This window comes from Polaribacter sp. 2405UD43-2, from assembly GCF_058147125.1.
The window spans coordinates 149,644-171,592 of sequence record NZ_JBYVJX010000005.1 but is presented as its reverse complement, the minus strand read 5'-3'; the positions used below and the strand labels follow the sequence as shown (position 1 = coordinate 171,592).

The 21,949-nt window shown below is 30.0% G+C and carries 21 protein-coding genes; 3 read left to right on the top strand and 18 right to left on the bottom strand.

The window, feature by feature from the left end; all coding sequences use genetic code 11:
• Window positions 1-11: 11 nt before the first annotated feature.
• A complete protein-coding gene (locus tag ACY2RX_RS08910; RefSeq protein ID WP_490103624.1) occupies window positions 12-191 on the top strand; it encodes a hypothetical protein in 180 nt (59 codons plus the stop codon).
• A gap of 65 nt (window positions 192-256) precedes the next feature.
• On the opposite strand, the gene ACY2RX_RS08905 is transcribed toward ACY2RX_RS08910, so the two are convergent.
• The 7 genes from ACY2RX_RS08905 to ACY2RX_RS08875 form a co-directional block, all read right to left on the bottom strand.
• Window positions 257-856 carry a DUF4230 domain-containing protein gene (locus ACY2RX_RS08905; protein WP_490103623.1) on the bottom strand — a complete coding sequence of 200 codons (600 nt, stop codon included), beginning with the start codon at window positions 854-856 and terminating at the stop codon, window positions 257-259.
• A 76-nt stretch (window positions 857-932) separates the two neighbouring features.
• Window positions 933-1,286 (bottom strand): hypothetical protein, encoded by a 354-nt coding sequence (locus ACY2RX_RS08900; RefSeq protein ID WP_490103622.1) that lies wholly within the window; start codon window positions 1,284-1,286, stop codon window positions 933-935.
• 131 nt (window positions 1,287-1,417) lie between these two features.
• Entirely contained in the window at window positions 1,418-2,026 is a 609-nt protein-coding gene (locus ACY2RX_RS08895; protein ID WP_490103621.1) for a lipoprotein signal peptidase, read from the bottom strand.
• Window positions 2,027-2,069: 43 nt separating this feature from the next.
• A complete protein-coding gene (locus tag ACY2RX_RS08890; RefSeq protein WP_490103620.1) occupies window positions 2,070-2,714 on the bottom strand; it encodes a hypothetical protein in 645 nt (214 codons plus the stop codon).
• Window positions 2,715-2,753: 39 nt separating this feature from the next.
• A complete protein-coding gene (locus ACY2RX_RS08885; RefSeq protein WP_490103619.1) occupies window positions 2,754-3,131 on the bottom strand; it encodes a TraR/DksA family transcriptional regulator in 378 nt (125 codons plus the stop codon).
• A gap of 4 nt (window positions 3,132-3,135) precedes the next feature.
• A complete protein-coding gene (gene ileS, locus ACY2RX_RS08880) occupies window positions 3,136-6,543 on the bottom strand; it encodes an isoleucine--tRNA ligase (RefSeq protein WP_490103618.1) in 3,408 nt (1,135 codons plus the stop codon).
• A gap of 148 nt (window positions 6,544-6,691) precedes the next feature.
• Window positions 6,692-7,450 (bottom strand): TerB family tellurite resistance protein, encoded by a 759-nt coding sequence (locus tag ACY2RX_RS08875; protein ID WP_490103617.1) that lies wholly within the window; start codon window positions 7,448-7,450, stop codon window positions 6,692-6,694.
• Window positions 7,451-7,821: 371 nt separating this feature from the next.
• Here ACY2RX_RS08875 and ACY2RX_RS08870 point away from each other — a divergent pair, with 371 nt between their 5' ends.
• Together ACY2RX_RS08870 and ACY2RX_RS08865 are read left to right on the top strand one after the other, a co-directional pair.
• Complete coding sequence (locus ACY2RX_RS08870) at window positions 7,822-8,232, top strand: BrxA/BrxB family bacilliredoxin (RefSeq protein ID WP_490103616.1); 411 nt, start codon at window positions 7,822-7,824, stop codon at window positions 8,230-8,232.
• Window positions 8,233-8,343: 111 nt separating this feature from the next.
• A complete protein-coding gene (locus tag ACY2RX_RS08865) occupies window positions 8,344-9,003 on the top strand; it encodes an HD domain-containing protein (protein ID WP_490103615.1) in 660 nt (219 codons plus the stop codon).
• 59 nt (window positions 9,004-9,062) lie between these two features.
• Here ACY2RX_RS08865 and ACY2RX_RS08860 read toward each other — a convergent pair whose 3' ends face one another.
• The 11 genes from ACY2RX_RS08860 to ACY2RX_RS08810 all read right to left on the bottom strand — a co-directional run bounded on the left by ACY2RX_RS08860 (window position 9,063) and on the right by ACY2RX_RS08810 (window position 21,896).
• Window positions 9,063-9,845: an enoyl-CoA hydratase/isomerase family protein gene (locus ACY2RX_RS08860; RefSeq protein WP_490103614.1), complete on the bottom strand. Its 783-nt coding sequence runs from the start codon at window positions 9,843-9,845 to the stop codon at window positions 9,063-9,065.
• A 58-nt stretch (window positions 9,846-9,903) separates the two neighbouring features.
• Window positions 9,904-11,313 carry a sensor histidine kinase gene (locus ACY2RX_RS08855; protein ID WP_490103613.1) on the bottom strand — a complete coding sequence of 470 codons (1,410 nt, stop codon included), beginning with the start codon at window positions 11,311-11,313 and terminating at the stop codon, window positions 9,904-9,906.
• Between the two features lie 51 nt (window positions 11,314-11,364).
• Window positions 11,365-11,826 carry a hypothetical protein gene (locus ACY2RX_RS08850; RefSeq protein ID WP_490103612.1) on the bottom strand — a complete coding sequence of 154 codons (462 nt, stop codon included), beginning with the start codon at window positions 11,824-11,826 and terminating at the stop codon, window positions 11,365-11,367.
• Window positions 11,827-11,915: 89 nt separating this feature from the next.
• The gene (locus ACY2RX_RS08845) at window positions 11,916-12,530 is read right to left on the bottom strand and encodes a hypothetical protein (protein WP_490103611.1); all 615 of its coding nucleotides are present in this window, start codon (window positions 12,528-12,530) and stop codon (window positions 11,916-11,918) included.
• A 351-nt stretch (window positions 12,531-12,881) separates the two neighbouring features.
• Complete coding sequence (locus ACY2RX_RS08840; RefSeq protein WP_490103610.1) at window positions 12,882-13,862, bottom strand: acyl-ACP desaturase; 981 nt, start codon at window positions 13,860-13,862, stop codon at window positions 12,882-12,884.
• 5 nt (window positions 13,863-13,867) lie between these two features.
• Window positions 13,868-14,596 (bottom strand): lysophospholipid acyltransferase family protein, encoded by a 729-nt coding sequence (locus ACY2RX_RS08835; RefSeq protein ID WP_490103609.1) that lies wholly within the window; start codon window positions 14,594-14,596, stop codon window positions 13,868-13,870.
• A gap of 2 nt (window positions 14,597-14,598) precedes the next feature.
• Entirely contained in the window at window positions 14,599-15,021 is a 423-nt protein-coding gene (locus tag ACY2RX_RS08830; protein ID WP_490103608.1) for a hypothetical protein, read from the bottom strand.
• Between the two features lie 101 nt (window positions 15,022-15,122).
• A complete protein-coding gene (locus ACY2RX_RS08825; RefSeq protein WP_490103607.1) occupies window positions 15,123-16,250 on the bottom strand; it encodes a hypothetical protein in 1,128 nt (375 codons plus the stop codon).
• Window positions 16,251-16,261: 11 nt separating this feature from the next.
• Window positions 16,262-18,838, bottom strand: a complete 2,577-nt coding sequence (locus tag ACY2RX_RS08820; RefSeq protein WP_490103606.1) for a TonB-dependent receptor — start codon at window positions 18,836-18,838, stop codon at window positions 16,262-16,264.
• A gap of 217 nt (window positions 18,839-19,055) precedes the next feature.
• Complete coding sequence (gene pgi / locus ACY2RX_RS08815) at window positions 19,056-20,624, bottom strand: glucose-6-phosphate isomerase (protein ID WP_490103605.1); 1,569 nt, start codon at window positions 20,622-20,624, stop codon at window positions 19,056-19,058.
• Between the two features lie 3 nt (window positions 20,625-20,627).
• Window positions 20,628-21,896: a peptidoglycan DD-metalloendopeptidase family protein gene (locus ACY2RX_RS08810; RefSeq protein WP_490103604.1), complete on the bottom strand. Its 1,269-nt coding sequence runs from the start codon at window positions 21,894-21,896 to the stop codon at window positions 20,628-20,630.
• Between the last annotated feature and the right edge of the window lie 53 nt (window positions 21,897-21,949).

Genomic DNA, 21,949 nt, shown 5'->3' with positions numbered 1-21,949 from the left:
AGACAAACATCATGAAAAAACAGACAAAAAATACTCAAGATATTGCACAAGAAATTACTCGTAAAGAAGCAATTAAAAAAATAGGAAATTACGGTAAATATGCTGCTCTAACAGCTTTAGGTACTTATCTAATTTTACATCCACAAAAAGCACAAGCTGCTAGCCCTGAAGATCCTGGAACTGGTTTTTAAATAATTATTTCTTCAGAAAAAAAGCTATCAAATTTATTTTTGATGGCTTTTTTTATCGTAAAAAACTAATCTTTAAAGCTCTTAAGAATTTCAGAATTTGTATTATCTACAACTTGCCAATTATAAATTGCTGAGAGTTGATATATTTTAGACAACTCTGTAAATAACCTTATTTTTGATTTCTCTTTTAAATCTGTAACTGCAATTGTTTCTTTAATTTTTTCGATACTTTTTTGGTTGATTTTATTCAGCTCATTTTTAGAAAAAGAGTTAAACCGACTTTGTTGTAAATCGAAATATTTTACATCAGGAAAAATAGTAAGTTCTTGTTTGGGTATTTTATTAATGATAATTCTCTTGCTCAAAGAATCAATTTGAATTTCTAATTTAGATAAATCATACCCAACCTCTACATCAGCATTTACAGTAACTATGGCTTTTTTATCAAAAGAAAGATAATCGTAAAAATATTTTTTTGAGTCAGAATAATTATAAACCTCAGAAAAAGACCCTTTAGAAACAACTAATTTACTAAGATTTTTAATGGAGTTTACAACAACTTGAATTTCTTCTTGTTTGTGATTTTTTTCATTTTTTTTATACCAAAATTTGGCAATTAAAAAACCTAATAAAAAAAAAGCAAGATATTTTAATAAGCGAATCATTACATTAAGCTTTATAGAATTAAAAAAATCTGCAATGAATTAACATTGCAGATTTTAAAGATACTATAAAAAAATTCTAAAAGTGTAAAGTTGTACATCCTGATTTACATCCAACAAACGGAGCACAAACTTTTCCGCAAATTTCTAAAGCAAAAGGATTTTCTTTTAAAGTAAGTTTTACCTCTGCTTTAAACCCTGCTGCTCCACCTCCAATAGTTATAGTAGGGTGAGATAAGCTTAATGTACCACTTCCTATTTCTATTCCCATTAAATAAACTGTTACTTTTACAATATCTCCTTGTATATCTGCGCAAACTTTTAGAGCGCCTAGTAATGAAATACAAGCATTAGTTGTTGCTACTTGACCTGCTAAAGTCTCTGGTCCGTTTATGTGTGCCAACACATCTTCTTTGTGGGTTTTTACTGCCATAATAAATAAATTTAAGTTAATATTAAGGCAAACCTACAAAACTAAAACACTGTAAAACAGAGTGTTAGTTCTTATTTTAAAAAATGAGACATTCTACTTGGGAGTAAATACTTAGTTTATAAAAAGGTACTTTACACTTTCTCTTCTTTCGGAAAAGCCTGCTTGCTAAAAATAAAAAGAATTGCAACGCCCACAGTTATAAAAGCATCTGCAGGATTAAAAATATATTGAAAAAAAGTATAGAATTCTCCTCCAATAAAAGGAATCCATTCTGGTAAAGTGCCTTCCCATAAAGGAAAATAAAACATATCTACTACTTTACCATATAAAAATTCTCCATAAGGCTTATCTGCAAAAAGTGTAGCAACTTTGTGTTCTGAAGAATCAAAAATAACTCCATAAAAAACCGAATCTATAATATTACCAATTGCACCAGAAAAAATTAATGATATCGCTATAATTACAGCATTATGTACTTTTCTTTTTATGTTTTGCGATAACCAATAAATAATCGCTGTAACTGCTACCAGTCTAAATAATGTTAAAAAAAGCTTTCCTGCTTTTCCTCCAAATTCAAAACCCATTGCCATTCCATTATTCTCTGTAAAATGGATTTTAAACCAATCGAAAACCACCACTTCTTCACCTAAATAAAAGTGTGTTTTTACATATATTTTAATTGCTTGATCTAAAATAATTGCAATAAGTATAGTAAGAATTGCGATGTTCTTTTTTGACATTTTTATAAAATTTGTGCTCACAAAAATAACAATATTATTGTGTTTATTTAGTCGTTAAGAAAATATTAGCTTTTATTGTGTTTACAATAATTTTTTTTGTGTTTTCTTTAGTTGATTTTCTAATTTTATCCTGATAAGAAATACCATCAATATTTATTTTTCCTACTTTAGAATTGATATCAATATTCGATTTTCTAAGGCTAGCAAATACATTTCCTGCATACATTTTTAGCACAACATTTTGCTGTACAGAATTTAATTTTACAATGCCTTCTTCAATTGAAATAAAAAGAGGATTATTACATTTTTTTGTAGTAATATCTATATTACCTCCAAAAACAGCAATCAATTTATTCTTTGGAAACTTAACAATAGCATACGCTCTATGCAATCTTTTAGTAATAAATTTTCTAAATACAGTTTCTTCTGTTTTTATGGATGCAATTTTAAAACCAATACTCAACTTATCATTTTTTTCTTCCGTTACAATATGATGTTTGTTCGAGTTTTCATCAAACAAAATAATTTCTATAAAATTACTTTTAGAATTTTCTATAACAATATTATCTAATCCTTGTGTTAAGATTTCTATTTGATTGGCAGCAACCTGAATTTTCTTAAGAGATTTCTTTTGCGAAAATCCTAAGAATGAAATTAAAAAAAATAATATGCAGAGTCTTTTTCTCATAAAAGAAAAAAGCTTCCAAAATTTGGAAGCTTTTTTAAATTATTGTTTGCGTTTCGCTTCGATACTCAAAGTAGCGTGCGGAACCAATTTTAGTCGTTCTTTTTGTATTAATTTACCTGTAACTCTACAAACGCCATACGTGCCATTTTCTATTCTTAATAAGGCATTTTTTAAGTCTCTAATAAACTTTTCTTGCCTAATTGCTAACTGAACATTTGCTTCTTTGCTCATAACTTCAGAACCTTCATCAAAAGATTTAAAAGACGGAGAAGTATCATCCGTACCATTATCTGCATCGTTTTTATAAGAACTACGCAATAAAGCTAAATCTTCTTCTGCTCTCGCTATTTTTTTATTAATAATTTCTTTAAACTCTTGTAAGTCCTCTTCTAAATATTTTACTTTTATTTCTGACATAATCTTACATTTTTTCTATTAATATTCTACTTTTAATGGTGTCAAAATCAATTTCTGTACCATTTTTTAATTCGTCTACAAAAACCAATTCTTTGGTTAATGTTTCGCTCATAATGTACTCTTTATTATCTGTAATAGATTGTTGTAAATTTTGATAATTTAAGACCGTTAATTTTATTCTATCTGTTACTTCTAAACCTGTGTCTTTACGTGCATTCTGAATTCTATTTACCAATTCTCTGGCAACTCCTTCTTTTTGTAAATCTTCAGTTATAGTAACATCTAGAGCAACTGTTAACGTTCCTTCGTTAGCAACCAACCAACCTTCTATATCTTTAGATGATATCTCTACATCTGCGCGTTCTAAATTAATAATTTTTCCATTAACTTCTATAGAAATGTTACCTGTTTTTTCTATTTTGTTAATATCTTCTTGTGTAAACTTTTGAACCTCAGCTGCTATAAAACGCATCTCTTTTCCAAATTTTGGACCCAAAGCTTTAAAGTTTGGTTTTATTTGTTTGATTAAAATATCTGATGCGTCTTCTAAAAGCTGAATTTCTTTAATATTTACTTCGTGTTTTATTAAACCAGACACTGCTAAAATCTCTTCCTTTTGCTGGTCATTATCAACAGGAATCATAATTTTTTGTAGTGGTTGGCGCACTTTAATCTTTTCTTTTGCTCTTAACGATAAAACTAAAGAAGAAATTGTTTGCGCATTTTCCATTTTGCGTTCTAAGCTTTTATCAACAAAACGCTCATCAAATTTTGGAAATTCTGCCAAATGAATACTTTCTGATGATTCTTTACCAGTTACAGAATTTAAATCTTGATACAATCTGTCCATAAAAAATGGCGCAATTGGTGATGCAAATTTTGCAATGGTAACCATACAAGTATATAAGGTTTGGTAAGCAGAAATTTTATCTGTTTGATAATCTCCTTTCCAGAAACGCCTTCTGCTTAAACGCACATACCAATTACTTAAATATTCTTGTGTAAAATCGGATATGGCTCTTGCAGCTCTTGTTGGCTCATATTCTTCATAAAATTTATCCACTTTTGCAATTAAAGTGTGTAATTCTGATAAAATCCATCTATCTATTTCTGGTCTTTCTTTTAAAGCAATATCTGCTTCAGCATAAGCAAAACCATCAATATTTGTATATAAACTAAAGAACGAATACGTGTTGTATAAAGTTCCGAAAAACTTACGTTTTACTTCTTCAATTCCGTCTAAATCAAATTTTAAATTATCCCAAGGATTTGCGTTTGCAATCATATACCAACGAGTTGCATCTGCTCCATAAGTTGATAACGTTGTAAATGGATCTACAGCATTACCTAAACGTTTAGACATTTTATGTCCGTTTTTGTCTAAAACTAATCCGTTAGAAACTACATTTTTATACGCTACAGAATCAAAAACCATAGTTGCAATGGCGTGTAACGTATAAAACCAACCTCTAGTTTGATCTACACCTTCTGCAATAAAATCTGCTGGAAAAGATTCGTTTCCATCAATTTTATTTTTATTTTCGAACGGATAATGCCATTGCGCATAAGGCATAGAACCAGAATCGAACCAAACATCAATTAAATCAGATTCACGTTTCATTGGTTGTCCAGTAGATGAAACTAACGTAATTTCATCTACAATATTTTTATGTAAATCTATTTTTGCATAGTTTTCTTCAGAATTATTTCCTACTTCAAAATCTGCAAAAATATCTGCTTCTAAAACACCTGCTTTAACAGCTTTTGCCATTTCACTTTTTAACTCTTCAACAGAACCAATACAAATTTGTTCTTTACCATCTTCAGTTCTCCAAATTGGTAGTGGAATTCCCCAATATCGAGAACGAGATAAGTTCCAATCATTTGCATTTGCTAACCAGTTTCCAAAACGACCAGTTCCTGTAGATGCTGGTTTCCAGTTAATGGTTTTGTTTAATTGGTGCATTCTATCTTTAACATCAGTCACTTTAATAAACCAAGAATCTAATGGATAATACAAAATAGGCTTGTCTGTTCTCCAACAATTTGGATAACTGTGCTTGTATTTTTCTACTTTAAAAGCTTTGTTTTCAAATTTTAGTTTGATGGCAATCTCAACATCTACAGATTTCTCTGGTACTTTACCTTTTTCATAATATTCATTCTTCACATATTTACCTGCAAATTCTCCCATTTCTGGTCTGAATTTCCCTTGTAAATCTACTAAAGGAACTAAATTATCATTCTCGTCTTTTACCAATATTGGTGGCACTTCTGGAGTTGCTTGTTTAGCAACTAAAGCATCATCTGCTCCAAAAGTGGGTGCTGTATGTACAATTCCTGTTCCATCTTCTGTTGTAACAAAATCTCCAGATATTACTCTAAACGCATCTTGTGGATTGTCATTTGGCAAGACATAATCTAATAATTGCTCGTATTTTATACCTACTAAATCTTTACCAATAAATTGTTTTCCAACGAAGTAAGGAATCTTTTTATCACCAGAATTATAAGAAGATAATTCTTCTGATGTTTCTACTTGAACATTATTTTTACCAGCAAATTGTTTTCCAACTAAATTTTTAGCTAAAATAACTTTAATTGGTTCAAATGTATATTGATTAAAAGTTTCAACTAAAACGTATTCAATTTTTGGTCCAACAGTTAAAGCAGTATTACTTGGCAACGTCCAAGGAGTAGTTGTCCAAGCTATAAAATAAACAGTTCCTTCATTTTGTAAAAAATCTGGAAGTGTATTTTCAATCGCTTTAAATTGCGCAACAACAGTTGTATCTGTAACGTCTTGGTAGGTTCCTGGTTGATTTAATTCGTGCGAACTTAAACCTGTACCAGCCTTTGGCGAATATGGCTGAATTGTATACCCTTTGTAAATTAATTCTTTGTTATAAATCTGCTTTAGTAACCACCAAACAGACTCCATATATTTTGGTTCGTAGGTAATATATGGATCATCCATATCTACCCAATAACCCATTTTTTGGGTTAAATCGTTCCAAATACCTGTATAACGCATCACTGCTTTTCTACAAGCAGCATTGTATTCTTCTACCGAAATTTTTTTACCAATGTCTTCTTTGGTAATTCCCAATTCTTTCTCTACACCTAATTCTATTGGCAAACCGTGCGTATCCCAACCTGCTTTACGCTTAACTTGGTAACCTTTCATCGTTTTATAACGGGGAAAAATATCTTTAATAGCTCTTGCTAAAACATGGTGTACTCCAGGCAAACCATTTGCAGATGGTGGTCCTTCAAAAAACACAAAAGGTTTTGCGTTTTCTCTAGAGGTTACACTTTTTTCGAAGATGTTATTTTCTTGCCAGTAATTTAGAATTTCTTCTGCTACTTTTGGCAAGTCAAGTCCTTTATATTCAGGAAATTTCGCGCTCATTTTCAGTCTTTTCTAATAAGATTGCGAAATTAAGGATTTTCTGTTAATTTTTGTTGTTTGAAAGTTGCAAAATTTAAAAGTTATAAAGTCTTAAAAGTCAAATTTAAATAAGGTTTCAACTTTGCGACTCTGTAACTTTGTAACTTCTTTACAATCCTCTTTCGTTTTTAATCTTTTCGTACGCATTTTGTATGCTTTGAAACTTTTCTTTTGCGCCTTTTAAATGCTCATCGCCTAAATCTCTTAATTTATCTGGATGGTATTTTTTAACCATTTTTCTGTACGCTTTTTTTACTTCGTTACCTGATGCAGATTTTTCTATTTCTAATATTTTATAAGCATTTTCTGATGTATCATAAAACATTGCTTTAATAGATTCAAAATCTCTTTGGTTGATGTATAAATAACCAGCAATTTTTCTAATTTCTTCTACTTCTGCTTCAATTACAAATTCATCTGCTTTAGCAATACCAAACAAAAAATGAAGCAATTGTAAACGAGATGCATGCGACATATTCTGTCTTATTTGAATACAAACTTGGCGCGCAGAAACTTTCTTTTTTATAACTCCGTTAAACAATTGAAAAGCGTGATTGGCTCTATGTTTACCATACATATCTACAAACTGATTACGCACAAAATCTAACTCGCGTTGATCTACCTTTCCGTCAGATTTTATAACAATTGATGCCAACACTAACAAACTCATTTCAAAATCTCCAGATTGTGTGTTTACATTTCCTCTTCCTGTTTTAACCCTACGTTGGTATTCTCTTTTTTCTTGATGTAAATCATCTTCAGAAAAACCATCTACAAAACTACCAATTGCAAAACCAATTGCAGCTCCAATTGGTCCTCCTAGACTAAATCCTAAACCTGCTCCTAACCATTTGGTAAAATTTCCCATATTCTTATTTTAAATTGCAAAGCTGCAAAGTTACAAAAGTTTTGAGGTTGGAAAGTAAGAAAGTGACAGAGTTACAAAGTGGCAAAGTTACAAAGTTGGAAAGTGGGAATGTTTTATTGTTAGATATTGGTTTGCTAGATTGATAATTTTGAAAACTCTTATAAGTAATAAAGTTGTTAAAGATGCGTTTGCGTGAAGGATTGTAGCATTTGTTTGAGCTCTTTTTTGAGGAACGAAAAAAAAGCGAGTACGAAAAGCCTGACGATTTTTAAACTATTTGTGAAGTGAAAACGGAACAATATTTTTAAAAAATGGGCACGCCCAAAAACTGAAAATTATAAGTATCTTTGCAATCTATAAAATTATAAATTATGTATCCAGAAGAATTAGTAAAACCAATGCGCGATGAATTAATAAACGCTGGTTTTGAAGCATTATATACAAGTGAAGATGTTGAAAAAGCAATGTCTAAAGAAGGAACAACTTTGGTAATGGTAAACTCTGTTTGTGGTTGTGCAGCAGGTACAGCAAGACCAGGTGCAATTGCATCTTTAGGAGCAGATAAAACCCCAACTAATTTAACAACTGTATTTGCAGGTGTAGAAAAAGAATCTACACAAAAAGCTCGTGAATTTATGATTCCTTTTCCTCCATCATCGCCAGCAATTGCCTTATTTAAAGATGGTAATTTGGTGCATATGTTAGAGCGTCATCATATTGAAGGAAGATCTGCCCAAATGATTGCACAAAATTTAGCACAAGCTTATGATGAGTATTGTTAATCTTAAAGAAAAGAGATTTTAGAACAAAGAATCTAGACAAAAATCCACGTTAATAAACGTGGATTTTTTATTTTTATAAAAACAAAATAGAACGCTCTTAAGAAGATAAAAATGAATAAAGAAAAAGTAATCGAAAATACAATTTTGTTTGTAAAAAAAGAACTTAAAAATGCTGAAGGAGGTCATGATTGGTTTCATATACAGAGAGTTTTAAACAATGTAAAACTAATTGCTAAGAATGAAGATGTAGATGCTTTTGTGGTTTCTTTAGGTGCTTTGCTGCACGATATTGCAGATCCAAAATTTTATAATGGTGATGAAACTGTTGGTCCCAAAATAGCAAAAGGTTTTTTAGAGAAACAAAAAGTTGATACCGAGAGTATCAATCATATTATTCATATTATTAAACATATTTCTTTTAAAAACTCTTTAGAAACGGATGGCGTAAAGTTTACTTCTAAAGAATTAGAAGTGATACAAGATGCAGACAGGTTAGATGCTATTGGTGCTATTGGCATTGCTCGTTGTTTTAATTATGGTGGCTTTAAAAACAGCGTTTTATACAATCCTGATATTTTACCAAACTTACAGATGAGTAAAGAAGAATATAAGAATTCTACTACACCAACTATTAATCATTTTTATGAAAAATTATTGTTATTGAAAGATAAAATGAATACTGCATCTGGAAAAAAAATTGCGCAAGAAAGACATACTTATATGGAAAGCTTTCTGCAACAATTTTATGATGAATGGAATGGTGTAAAGTAACAAGAAAAGATGATTTGTCATTCCTGCTTTCGCAGGAATGACATACTTTAGCTCTATTTTTATTTTCCCGGAAAATCTGCTTTTCGTTTTTCTAAAAATGCGGTGGTTCCTTCTTTAAAATCTTGGGTACCAAAACACTCTCCAAATTCATCAATTTCTACATTAAAACCATTAACTCCGTCAGTAAAATTTGCATTAACTGCTCTTATGGCAGCACTTATGGCAACAGAGGAATTTCTAACAATTTTACTTGCAATTTTTTCTGCTAAAGGTAATAACTCTTCTTGCGTAGTTGTATGATTTACTAAGCCACAAGTTTTAGCTTCTTCTGCAGAAATCATACCTGCTGTCATTATCATTTCCATTGCTTTACCTTTACCCACTAATTGTGGTAAACGCTGTGTGCCACCATAACCTGGAATTACACCTAAAGATACTTCTGGCAAGCCCATTTTTGCATTGTCTGAAGCAATTCTAAAATGACACGACATTGCCAGTTCTAAACCACCTCCTAAAGCAAAACCATTAACTGCCGCAATTACTGGCGTTGATAAATTTTCTACATAATTAAATAACTTTTCTTGACCTTCTCTTGCTAAACCACCTCCTTCTTCAACAGAAAAATGTGCAAATTCTGATATATCTGCACCAGCCACAAATGCTTTTTCTCCACTACCTGTTAAAATAATAACTTTAATGTTTTCATCAGCTTCTAATGCCTTAAAAGCAACATTTAATTCTTCTATGGTAGCTTTATTTAAAGCGTTTAATTTCTTTGGTCTGTGAATAGTAACTTGTGCTAAATTTTGTTTTTTTTGGATTAAAATATTTTTGAGGTTCATTTTTTTATTTTTTTTATTGACTTTTAGATTCCTGCTTACTCAATAATGACAATTAATTTTATGTTATTGGTAAAATTACAGTAAAAACTGTACCTACACCTTCTTTAGAAGTAAAAGAAATTGTACCTTCATAAGCTTCTATAATGTTTTTGATCATTGCTAAACCTAATCCCATTCCGCTTGTTTTGGTTGTAAATTTAGGTTCAAAAATTAAATCTTTTACCTTTTCTGGTATTCCTTTTCCGTTATCAGAAACTAAAATTTTTATGTTGTTTTTTTCTGATGAAACTTTTACTTCTATTAATGGGTTTTCTTGTTTATCTATTGCCTGAGATGCGTTTTTAACCAAGTTTGTTACAATTCTTATCAGTTGTGTTTTATCTAAATTGGCAAACAATTCTTTTTTTTGTGGTACATATTTTATGTACTTTTTATTAAAAATATCTAAGGCTAATTTTACAACACTTATTACATCTACTTTTTCTCTTTTTTGAGTTGGCATTTTTGCAAAATCTGAAAATGCTGATGCAATAGAACTCATAACATCTATTTGCTGAATTAAAGTTTGACTGTATTCTGTTAATTTTTCTTTTGCATTTTCATCATCAGGATTAAACTTGCGCTCAAAACTTTGTACCGTTAATCGCATTGGAGTTAACGGATTTTTTATTTCATGCGCTACCTGTTTTGCCATTTCTCTCCAAGCTTGTTCACGCTCGCTTTTTGCTAGTTTTACTGCACTTTCTTCTAGTTGATCAATCATATTATTATAAGCTTCTACTAAAACGCCAATTTCTGAACTTGCTTGCTCTAAAATAATTTTTTCATTGCGTTCATTTAAACGCGTTTGTTGCATTTTTTCTGAAATGGTTTTTATAGAACGTGTTATATAACTTGATAAAAAATAGGCAAACGCAATTGCAATTAAAAACATTAATATATACACCAAACCTAACCTTGAAATAAACTCTTTTAACTCGCTTTCTATTTCTGTATTGTCTTGGGTAAATTGTAATTCTAAAATTCCTATTCTTTTAAATTTAGGGTCGTTAATGTATGCATAAGAAGATTGATAACTTACTTTTTTTTCTTCTCTTGTTTTTAGAATTTTATGGTTAGAATTTTGTGCTAAATCATTTAAAGTATTATAAGCTAAAGGTTGAATACTATTGTTTTCGAAAGCATTTGTTTTAGAGGAAATTAGTAGGTTTCCGTGCAAATCGAAAAGGGTGATGTTAATTTTATTGATAGATGAAATTTCATAAATACGTTCTTGAAAAATCTTGGGTAAATTTTTAGTATTTATAGGATAAGAGGTTTTGTTTTTTAATTCGAGTTCTATGGTTTCTTTGGCAATTGCTTCTTTTCGTTCAAAACGCTGGATGTTGTAATCTTTAGTTTGCTCATCATATTGATAAACGGTAACCACCAAGATTAAAATTGATGCTAACAACACCAAGAAAATCATTGATAAAAAGATGCGTATTTTTAAAGATATATTTTTAAATCGAAACAAATTCTATTGTTTTATTCTTTTTGTTTTCATTGTTAAAAGGTCATCAAATTCACCATCTTCATCCCAATCGTATTTGCTAACTCCTATAAAACCTTTTTCTGTTTTTGTGATGTGATAACTTGCTTTAACATCTTTTCCGTTATAAAAAAATGCTACAAATAAAGAGTCTCCTAAAACAGTCCATTTTCCATCTGATGGTGAAATTTTCTCTCCTTTTTTGTTGATAAACCAAGCAGAAAAGGTGCCGTCTTTATTGTATTTAGATTGGGCAATTAATTCTGGATTGTTTTCAAATTTATCTTCATAAACTTCTAAAGAATCCGTTTTATTTACGGTTGGCATTTCTATTTTTAAATAGGTGGTTTGCCAGGAATCTGTCATATAATCTTTTAACAATTTTTCTTGTTTACAACTAACAAAAAACATTCCGAAAATGATAAAAAGGAAAAAAGTTTTAATTTTCATTTTGTTTTATTTAAAGAACCACAAGATACTTAAATAAAAAAGTCATTACAAATACTGTAATGACTTTGTTTTTTAAAAATATAATAGTTTTATTCTACCTTCACTTTTATAGAATTATAATCATCTGACCTTATACCAATCAAGCCAGAAAAACTTTTACCTTTTTTTATTGTAACTCCATTAATATTATAATCTAATAAATCTTCTTCAAACTTTTTGTTTGCAGAACTTGCTGCAATCATATTACCTCCAGCCAATCCAGGACCAATTACAAGACCAATAGGAGTAGAACTTGTTTGTTGAGTATATCCGTTTTGAGATTTTGTTGTATATAAATTTAAGGGTGTTAACAATAAGTACCATAGATATGACGTTGGACTTTGTTTTAAAGTTGAAAAGACTTTTTCATTTTCCATAATATATGGTGCAGTTCCATCATCGTAAACTAATTTAATATTTTTACCAAAAATTAAATCTTTTTTAGAGTTATTGGTAATTTTTATTGCAACTAACCTAACTCCTTTTGCAAGTTCTTTTTTCTTATACTTTTTTGATAATAATTCGTATTTATATTCTAAAAGAACATCTTTATCTAAAGATTTAGACCTATAACTTAATGTGTTTGGATTAATGTTTCTGTAACCAGAAGCGCAACTTGAAAGTACTACTACAAATAGTAAAAAACCAATTTTTTTGAATTTCATTTTAAATTTTTATGAATTAAGTTCCAAAAATAAAATCTTATTTTTTTTTAAATTGTGACAATAATCAGTTAATAAAAAAAAGTCATTACAAATACTGTAATGACTTTGTGTTTTTATTATCTTTTTAGTTTGTTTAAAAGTTGACAAACAAGGATTGAAACGGTATAGCTTTTAAACAAGCGTCATTACGAGGAACGAAGTAATCTCTTTTTTTACAAGGAGATTGCCACAGTTTACAAAAAAGTAAACTTCGCAATGACACTCATAAAAAGATATAGCCTTTCGACTTCGATCAAGATAAATTCCAAGCAGGAAAGCTTGCCTGCGGCAGACAGTTAACTTCTTATAATTCTATGGCTGTAACATCCATTTGAATTTAAAATCTGTTTGTGGCACCACAATTCTTTCTGTAATTCTATACATTCTTTCTGGCAATTTCATTAAATAATCTCTTGCTTTTTCTGCTTCTGGAGTTAAATCGGTTATCTTATCTATTTGCCAAGCTGTATTTAGTTTTTTAAGGATATTTACATAATCGAAACCTGTGTAAACGCCTAGTCTTTGAGCAACTACAGAAAAATCGTCGAACAAACTTCCTTTTTGGTTAAAAGATTCTCTTAGATGCATTGCTGGCATTACAATTTTGTGTTTCATCATATGTTGAAAAGCCAACATCATTTCACTTGGGTCTATTTTAAAGATTTCGCTTACAAAATCTGTATAGGCTTTATGATGACGCATTTCGTCTCCAGCAATAATTTTAGACATTTTTGCCAATGCTTTATGTCCTTTTTTACGCGCAATTTTTGCTACATTATTATGAGAAACATAGGTTGCTAATTCTTGAAAACTTGTATATACAAAGTTTTTATATGGGTCTGTTGAGGTGCCAATATCAAAGCCATCTGCAATTAAATGTTGTGTAGATATTTCTACTTCGCGCATATTTACTCTACCAGATAAATAGAGATATTTGTTTAAAACATCTCCATGTCTGTTTTCTTCTGCGGTCCATGTTCTTACCCATTTTGCCCAACTATTATCTGGGTCTTGAGAAACTCCGTCTAAATCTAATAACCAAGATTCGTAAGTTGGTAAGGCTTCTTCTGTAATGGTATCTCCCACTAAAACTACCCAAAAATCGTTATGTAATTCTTTAGATAATTCTCTAATTTCTTCTACTTCAGAAATAAAAGAATCTTTTTGAGAGTTTGGTAAAAAATCTGTGGGTTGCCAAACTTTATCGGCAGGAATTAAATATTTATCTACAAAGCTTTGCATACTTTTTTCTAAAGTTTGCATAACTTCTATTCTTATATTTTTTATAGACATTTTGGTTATTTTATATGTTCTTTAATCACTTTTTCTGTTTGCTCTAACAATTCATCAAAAGGTAATGAATTTATTTTTATGGGTTTATGAGCAGTAATTGTTATTGGATTTCCAATGCCTAAAGGAAATTTTCCGTATTTAAAAACTTTCCAAGAATTGTTAATCGTTAACGGAACAATATAACCGTCTTTATTGTATTTAGTGATGACTTTTAATCCGTTTGAAGAAAACCTTTTGGGTTCTCCGTTTCTACTTCTGGTTCCTTCAGGAAAAATTATGGCTCCCCATTTATTCTTTTTTATCCGTTTAGAAAAATCTACTAATGCGCTTATGGCTTGTTTTGGGTCTTTTCTATTGATAAGAGCAGCTCCTCCATATCTTAAATTAAAAGAAACACTAGGAATGCCTTTTCCTAGCTCAATTTTTGCAACAAATTTTGGACTGTGTTTTCTAAAAAACCATCCTATGGGCGGAATATCGAAAGTAGATTGGTGATTAGATACAAAAATAATTGATGTATTTTCTGGTATTTTATGTTTATTGATTAAACGAATTGGTACTCCAATTATTAACATCGATTTTACTAAAAAAAAGTTTAGTGCATCTATTACTTTTGCGTGTGCTTTATGCCCCAATAAATTTAAACTCAACCATTGTAATGGATGAAAAATTACTAAAAGTAAAAAAAACACCAATGCAAAGATTGGTGATAGTATGTAGCTTAGAATTTTCATTTTTAAAACCAGCTACTCCAAGGTATTCTTGAAAGAATTAATAAAAGTGCTATTCCGTAGAATATTACAAAAGTTTTAAATTTTGCTGCATCTTCTGTTTTCTTTTTATGTTTAGACCAACCTATGGTAATTAATACAATGGCTAAAATCATAATAATTGGATGTTCTACCGCTAATAATCTTACAGCTTTATCTCCCATAACTTCGCCTGCGTTGGCTTTTAAAGTTTTATACCAAGGAGACATAAAATACCAACCCAAACCAATTAAAAGTTGAATATGTGAAACAATTAAAGTGAATAAGCCAATTCGTAAGTCTTTGTTTGTAAATTTCTTTTTTTGGGTGAACCCAATAATTGCATTTACAACTGTAAAAATTAAAATTACCAAGACTATGTATGCCCAATAAGAATGTATTTCTTTCATAATAATAGTTAGTTTATGGCTGTAAAGTTAATGATTTTATAAATAAAAAAACCACCTCTGTTGAGGTGGTTTTTGGAAAAAATTAAATTTTATTGAGAAATCTACTGTTTTATATATTTAGATCCTTTTTTAATAACTGCTAAAGTCCAAACACCAGCAGATCCATTATAAATAGCATAAGAAACAACATATTTTTGCCCTTCAGCATCTGAAGGGAAATTGTTTAATAAAATAGTATTAATTTTAGCTAATCTAGCTTCTTCCTTTTCTTCATCTTTACCAGTTCTAACATCAAAATTATTATATTTACCATTACCAACTAATGCATAATCTGCAGCTGTTAATGTATATTTTATTGTATTATCTGGCACCCAAACAGTACCATCATGACCAAACTTAACAGTTTCTTCTAAAACATTATTATATTTAGTCCAAACAGAACCATTAAAAATATAATTATTTACATAACTTTTTGTTACACCTTTACCTTTGTATAATTCATACATAATAGGTTCAATATCTCCTACTTTTTTCCCATCAAATTTAAATTTATCAAGTAAGAAAACTGGTATTTTTTCCGCTGCTTCATCATGATTTGAAAAGTTTGGATAGCTTTCTCCCATTGTATTGTACTCTTCTTTAGTAAAGCCTTTTATTCTACTCCAAGAACTAGATTTACGAACAAAACCATCAACAATTGTATTGGTAACTCCAGATCTAGTTAATTTGTGAGAAACTGAATAAAAATCTCCAACTTTAGGAGTTGGGTATTTTGAATCTAGATATTTATAAATATCCCCAGAACTGTTAAAACTTGTTGCTCCAGCACCTTCAATAGACTCATAATCAGCAGCAGACACCTTCTCAACATTTTTGCTATAAGTATTAACTTTATTATAATATTTAAAAGTAATATTAGCAGAAGATGCAAGTTCAACTTTACCTTCATCATTAAACTTTACCCCTAAAACAGGGTATTTTTTTGCTATAAATGCTGGTAATTTTTCTTTAGCTTCGGTTACTGAACCAAAATTTGGAAATTTAAATTCAAAAAAACCTCCATCATCTTTTTTCTTAGTGTAGTCATCATCTGAAAGAGTATATGCTACATCAGAAACAACACTATTCTTGTTTTGTTTTGCATCAATTTCACTATTGATGTCTTCTAATGGTGTACAAGCTGTAAACACCATTGAAAATATTGCGAAAAATAAAAATATTTTTTTCATTTTATTATTTTTTAAAATTTAACTTTTAAACCTAAACTAAATGTTCTACCAGCTCCATAATAAACTGTTGCTGTATTATAATCAGAATTTTGACCATCAAATGCATCAGAAATATATTCAACATCAAAAATATTATTCATTTTACCTGTTAAAGTAGCATTTAAACCTCCTATTTCAAAACCATGTCTAAGACCTAAATCAAATAAATGATATGCTGGCATTTCCCACGAATTATTTCTATTTGCAGCAGTTCTTCTATTAGTAATATTATATCTAGCATAAATATCACCTGCATAATTATAATCTAAAGATAATGAAGTTTTTTCAAGTACTTGATAAGTAGCACCCAAAGCAAAAGTTGTTTGAGCTGCATCTGAAACTTTTAAGTCTTTTGCAAATACTTCTAAAACTTGATCTTTACCAGTTTTAGGATCTATAATTGGGTCTCCAGATTCATCGAATAATTTACCGCTTGCATCATTCTTCCATTTCCAATTACCTAAAGAAGCCATACCATTAACTCTCAATTTCTCTGTAGCTCTATATACAAAATCTAACTCAACACCTTGGTGTAAAGCATCTAAACCAGGTATATTATAAGTAACTCTACCTATTTTTGTTGGTTCTGTACCAGTTAATGATTTATCTATCCAAGAAGTTCTATAAACATTTATATTTGCTGTTAAATTTTCACTTTTATATCCATAACCAAGTTCTGCACTAAAAACTTTTTCGTTTAATGCTTCTTTATTTAAGTCAGTAGAACTAGTACTTAAAAACACATTACCTGTTAAAAAAGGTGCTTTTGAAAAATAACCAATATTTGCAAACACATTATTTGTTTCATCTAAATTATAATTTGCACCACCTTTTGTGCTAAAACCTATAAAAGATGCAGTTGGCGATTGTCTTTTAGGGTCATTAGCTTTATACCTCATAACATCTAATTTACTATAAGATGTATTAGATATAGCTGAAGATAAAAACATTGTTAGATCTTCATTTGGAGAAAACTCTAATTGAGCAAAAGTTCCATACCTTTTAACTGTAGCATCATAATCTTTATTAAAACGATCTCCAACTTTTAAAGCTTGCCCATTTGTATTATCACGACTGTTAGTATTGATATAGTGCAAACCACCCAATAAATCTGAAACTTCATACCAGTGAGAACCTACATAATATCTTGCGTCAATACCTGCAGATAATACTAAGTTGTCTGACAAATTAGTATTTAAATTAGATAACACTCCATACCATTTATGTGCATTTCTTGAGGCTGCAAAAAAGTTTGTTGAACCTCCAGCACCATTTACTGTATTTTCTCTTGCTATTAAATCAAAATCAATTGGTTGATCAGCACCTCCTAACCTATATTTATTAGTTGTAATAATATCTGTTAACTTTGTTCCTTGAGGTCTTCTTCCTCCTCCTGAGCCAAAAGAAGCGTATACTGCTGTAGATAAAGAAGTGTTATCTGAGATATTCCAATAATGGTTTAAAGACATTTGTGGTTTATGGTAGAAATTGTAAGAAGTGTGCTCTACTTGACCATTTCTATATCCCCAATCTGGGTTAAATCTTTTTCCTCCTTGTTCTGTCGCTCTATTTTCAGCAATTGTTCTTCTATTATATCTTTGACCGTGAGTTTGCTTAGCTCCAAATGCAGTAAAAGATAATTTATGATTATCATTAAACTCTTTTGCAACATTTATGAAGTAATTAAACCCATCAAATTGAGTTCCATCAACATATCCATCTCCTGAAATTTTAGCTCCAGAAACAGTAACTGCTAAACCATTATCCATTAACCCAGTAGATAAAGTCATACCATATTTTAAATAACCATCATTTCCAATTGAAGTTTTAAAATTTCCTCCTTTTTCAGCATCAGTAGATTTAGATATAATATTGATAGTACCTCCAATAGAAGGAACTGCAACTTTAGAAGCTCCTAAACCTCTTTGAACTTGCATAGAGCTAGTTACATCAGACAAACCTGCCCAATTAGACCAATAAACTCTTCCGTTTTCCATATCATTAACAGGAACTCCGTTAATTAAAACTCCAATATTCTCAGAACTGAATCCACGTAGATTAATTCTAGAATCTCCATATCCACCACCAGTTTTTGTTGCATATACTCCTGGAGTAGATTTTAAAATCTCTGGAAACTCTTGTGTGCCTAGCTTAGCTTCTATATCTGCAGCTTTAATAGTAGATACTGCAACCGGTGTTTTTCTACCAATAGCAACTGAAGCTAAAATTACAATTTCCTCTAAAGAACCAAAATCTTCTACCAATTTGATAGTCCCTAAATTCCTTTTTGAAGAAGAAAAAGAAACCTCAGTACTTTTATATCCAATAAAAGAAACTACCAAAACACCTGAATTAGATTTTGCTTTTAGCGTAAATTTTCCATCAAAATCTGTTGATGTTCCATTTGTTGTTCCTTTTACAACAACACTAGCTCCAGGTAAGGGTTGATTAGTTTCATCAACTACTTTACCAGTAATTTTTGTTTGTCCTAAAACTGCAGCTGTTACAAAAAACAAAGCCACAAATAATAAGTTTTTAAAATTTCTCATTGTTTAATTTTATGTTATTAAATGTTCTGCAAAATTCTCTTTTTTACAGGGTTATAATGTTAATTTAATGTTAAGTTTTAACAAAAAATTAAGACAACGGAAAGTAGTTAAAATATAGTTTTGAAGCTGAAAATGGAACAATTACATATCAACAGAGTTATTAACAAAAAGAATGCTAAAAGTTAAAAAAATATGTATTTTTTGAAGTTATTTGATACTATTGATTATTCAATAATTTCTTTGCTAATTCCTTTCCTAATTCTACACCAAATTGGTCATAACTATAAATATTCCATAAAATTCCTTGAGTAAAAATTTTATGCTCATAAAGTGCAATTAACTTTCCTAAAGAATGTGGCGTTAGTTTATCAAAAAGAATGGCATTACTTGGTCTGTTTCCTTCAAAAACTTTAAATGGTAATAGGGTTGCGATTTTATCTTCATCACCAGAAAACTTTAACTCTAAATGAACTTCTTCTTTTGTTTTACCATAAGCCAAGGCATCCATTTGTCCGTAATAATTTGCCATTAATTTTTTGTGATGACTTGTTAGGCCGTATAAAGATTCTTTATACCCGATAAAATCTGCAGGAATTAACTTTGTACCTTGGTGTACTAACTGCATAAATGCGTGTTGCATATTGGTACCTGTGCTTCCCCAAACTATGGTTCCTGTTTGGTACTCAATTTTATTACCATTTCTATCTACACCTTTTCCATTACTTTCCATAATGGCTTGTTGTAAATACGCTGGCAATTTTGCTAAGTATTGAGAATATGGCAACACAGCTTCTGTTTCTGCATTGTAAAAATTATTATACCAAACACTAATTAAAGCTAGAATTACAGGAATATTATTCTCAAAATCTTCGTTTTTAAAATGCAAATCCATTTCTTCTGCTCCTTCTAAAAGTGCTTTGTAGTTTTCAAAACCAACAGATAAACTGATAGACAAACCTACTGCAGACCAAAGTGAAAAACGACCACCAACCCAGTTCCACATTGGGAAAACATTGTTTTTATCGATTCCAAAATTATCTACAGCTTCTAAATTTGTTGATACTGCCACAAAATGTTTTGGGATATCAAAAATTGTAGCCGATTTTAAAAACCAATTTTTAATAGTCTCTGCATTCGAAATGGTTTCTTGGGTTGTAAATGTTTTAGAAACAATTACAAACAAAGTAGTTTCTGGATTTAAGTTTTTGATTACTTCAGAAACGTGGTCTCCATCAACATTAGAAACAAAATGTGTGGTTAACTGGTTTTTGTAATATTTTAAAGATTCTACAACCATATCTGGTCCTAAGTCTGAACCTCCAATACCAATATTTACAACATCAGTAATAGATTTTCCTGTGTAACCTTTCCATTTACCAGAGATTACTTTGTTAGAAAAACTTTTCATTTTTCTTAAAGCAGACTGAATCTTTGGTTTTATATCTTTTCCATCAACCAAAACAGGTTCATCAGAAGTACTTCTTAACGCTGTGTGTAAAACGGCTCTACCTTCTGTAGCATTGATAATTTCACCTGAAAATTGTTTTTCAATAGCGTCTTTTAAATCAACTTCTTTTGCTAAATCAACTAATAAATTAATGGTTTCTTGGGTAATTCTATTTTTAGAAAAATCAACTAATAAATCATTAAATTGAATAGAAAAATCATCTTTCCTATGAGTATCTTTCTCTAAATCTTTAATGTTGATATTCTGAATATCTTTAAAATGATTTGCTAATGCTGACCAAGCTTTTGTATTTGTAGGGTTGATATTTTTTAAAGCCATTTTTTAAGTTTTTTCTAAAATTTCTACTGTTTCTGGTTCTTTTACCGGAAGTATTTTATTTTCTAATTGATATTTTTGAGGTTTTATAAACTCTAAATATTTTGGTTTTATACTTTTCTTTAAAGGTTCTGCCGCTGGCAATTTTTGTTTAAATGGATCTACTTCTCGTCCATTTTTCCAAAAACGATAACAAACATGAGGACCACCTGTATTACCTGTCATTCCTACCCAACCAATTACATCTCCTTGTTTTACATATTGACCTTTTTTAACATTTCGTTTTTTCATATGCAAATATTGTGTAGAATAAGTTGCGTTATGTTTAATTTTTACAAACTTACCATTACCACCTCTCCTTGTAGACTCTACAACTGTTCCGCTTGCGGTTGCTAAAATAGGTGTGCCTATATTGGCAGCAAAATCTGTACCTCTGTGTGGTCTAACTCTATTACCATAATAAGCAATTCTTCTTCTTAAATTATACCTTGATGATATTCTATATCTAAATTTTATAGGCGATTTTAAAAATTGACTACGCAACATATTTCCTTCTTCATCATAATATTCTGGAATTCCTTTTATAGAATCTGCAATAAAACGAAATGCGAATAAATTTTTTCCTTTGTGTTTAAAAACCGCCGATTTTACCTCACCATAACCAGCAAAAATAGAATCGTTTATAAACTTTTCTTCATAGATAAACTTAAAAGAATCTCCTTTTTGAAGTTTGTAAAAATCTAGTGTCCAAGCATAAATATCTGCAATTGTCCATGTTAAACTAGGTGATAAATGCAAGCTATCCATAGCAACAGATAAACTTGAATTGATAACTCCTTTTGCTGTTTTTATTACTGTTTTTATGGGATTTTTATGACGTTTAGCAGTAATTAAAGAATCTTTAAAATCTACAATTGTGGCATTAATTTTATCGTGTTTATAAATAAAAACTTGTGCTTTTTCTGTAGAATCTTTACTGGCAAGTATTGTGTAAGGTTTCCCTGCTCTAACTCTTCTAACATCAAAAGTTTCTTTTATAGAACTAGCAATTTTATTAATCTTTGGATAAAAAACGTGATGCCTGTCTAAAATAATTCCGAAACTTTCTCCGTTTTTAATAGTATCTTGTATTACTTTAAATTTATCTAAATTATATCCAAATTTATATACAGGCTTTGGCTTCTCTATTTTTAGAGGAATTGGTTGTTTTGTTTTCTCTTTTTTACAAGATGAAAACGCAACTATAAAGATTAAAAGGAAAACTATTTTTTTCAAGAAGATTATACAAAATTTAATCCCCAAAAATACAAATAATTATGATTCTTCAT